This is a genomic window from uncultured Citricoccus sp., from assembly GCF_937871995.1.
In the GTDB taxonomy this organism is placed as follows: domain Bacteria; phylum Actinomycetota; class Actinomycetes; order Actinomycetales; family Micrococcaceae; genus Citricoccus.
Genome location: NZ_CALMQR010000118.1, coordinates 1 through 1,524, shown reverse-complemented (window position 1 = coordinate 1,524; position 1,524 = coordinate 1). Strand labels below are relative to the sequence as shown.

General features: G+C 63.9%; 2 protein-coding genes. One reads left to right on the top strand and one right to left on the bottom strand.

Annotation, left to right across the window (positions count from 1 at the left end; translation table 11 throughout):
* Nucleotides 1-152: 152 nt before the first annotated feature.
* Nucleotides 153-683, top strand: coding sequence for a hypothetical protein (locus Q0283_RS13710; RefSeq protein WP_298045138.1), 531 nt, complete (start codon nucleotides 153-155; stop codon nucleotides 681-683).
* Nucleotides 684-772: 89 nt separating this feature from the next.
* On the opposite strand, the gene Q0283_RS13705 is transcribed toward Q0283_RS13710, so the two are convergent.
* Nucleotides 773-1,315, bottom strand: coding sequence for a hypothetical protein (locus Q0283_RS13705; protein WP_298045137.1), 543 nt, complete (start codon nucleotides 1,313-1,315; stop codon nucleotides 773-775).
* Nucleotides 1,316-1,524 lie beyond the last annotated feature (209 nt).

Sequence of the window (1,524 nt, the reverse complement as noted above, 5' to 3'; positions counted from 1 at the left end):
AGGGGCCTGCATGAAACACCGCAGTGCCTCCAACGCTGTCCGTGAGGGGTTCCCCATATGGGAGGCTTCCCACGTCAGTGGCAGCGCCGTGGACTCTTGTAGAGCCAAGAACGCACGGCCAGACTGAGCTGATCCGACAGTGAAGGGCAGACATGAAGAACTATTGGCCGTTCTGGTTCTACATCCCTCTGGCGGTCTTCCTTCTGCTGTTCGGGGTCTGGCTCGAGTTCCCGGGGTGGCTGATTGCGGTCATGGTCGCCGTGCCCCTGGCGTTCGGGGTGATTCTGACTGTCCTAGCGCGCCGCAAGCATGACTCCGCGCCGACCGATAGGTATCAGATTTCCTCGGCCGGAGGGCATGCGACCGGTCATCTAGAGCTGCCCGTTCCTCAGCCGGAGATCGAGGCAGTCTTCCGGGCGGCCGTCGGGGAACTCCCCAGGCTTGAGCTTCGCGCATGCAGCATAGCCGGTGCTGAACTGGACGCCTCAGCGAACTGGAAGACGTGGGGATTGATGGTCACCGCTACGTTCGAGCCCGTAGACCACAGGCGAACACGCATTACGGTCAGTACAAGGCCCAGGAGGGCCTCCAACGTAATCGACCACGGTCAAAGCCGGACTGATGTCAGCGAACTGTTCGAAGCCTTGGAACGTCAGGCCGCTGCATCCCAGCGCCAGTCCTGATTACTTTCCCAGCACCGCCCCGATACCAGGACGGCGATCCCCATCCGGGCGCGACCTCCTGCGAACGGGGTCTTAGGCGGGGCACCGGTTCATCTGGTGTGGTTGGCCAGAGCTTGCCGGAGGGCACCGGTCTGCTGGGCCGTGGGCGCGTCCAGGGTGCCGATGCGGTCTTCGACCCAGCGGGAGTATCGCTCGGCCTCATCGAGCAGGCCGGGGATGAACTCGGTCGGGTCCACCAGGACCCGGTCACCGTTGACGCCGAACACCGCCCCCACCCGGGCGCGCCGCATCTCCACGTCCACGGGCTGGCCAGGGAAGGAGGTCAAGCCCCTGCCGGTCTCCAGGTAAGCCTGGACGCAGTCGACCAGGGCGAACCACACTCCGGAGACCTCGTCCCACAACGCCGGGTGGATGAGTTCTCGTCCGCGGTAGGACAGGCGCAGCAGTCCCTCGCTGCCATAGGGATGCCTTTTCAATCGCTCGCGCCACAGCCCGGCGGCCCGTCCGGGGTCGGCGTACAAGCTCACCAAGTACCGCTCCGGGTGGCAGACGAAGTTATCCAGGTCCTGCACCGTGTCCGGGAGCAGGATGAACGCCTCGGATTGCAGTGCAGAAAGACGGTTTTCTCTCAACCGTATTCCTTTCCTCGACGACGGACTGGCACGATTCTCGGCGGCCACCAGCCACCAGGGCCCGTTCGGGCAGACCGCACGCCTGGTACACGCATCCACACCACGACCATGGTGAACGACCCATTGTCTCGGTCGAGGATCCCTTAGCGGAGCAGGGACTGTCCGATAAACGGTGGGTGGGTCCGGCGGTTTTCATCAGTGAGTGGTTC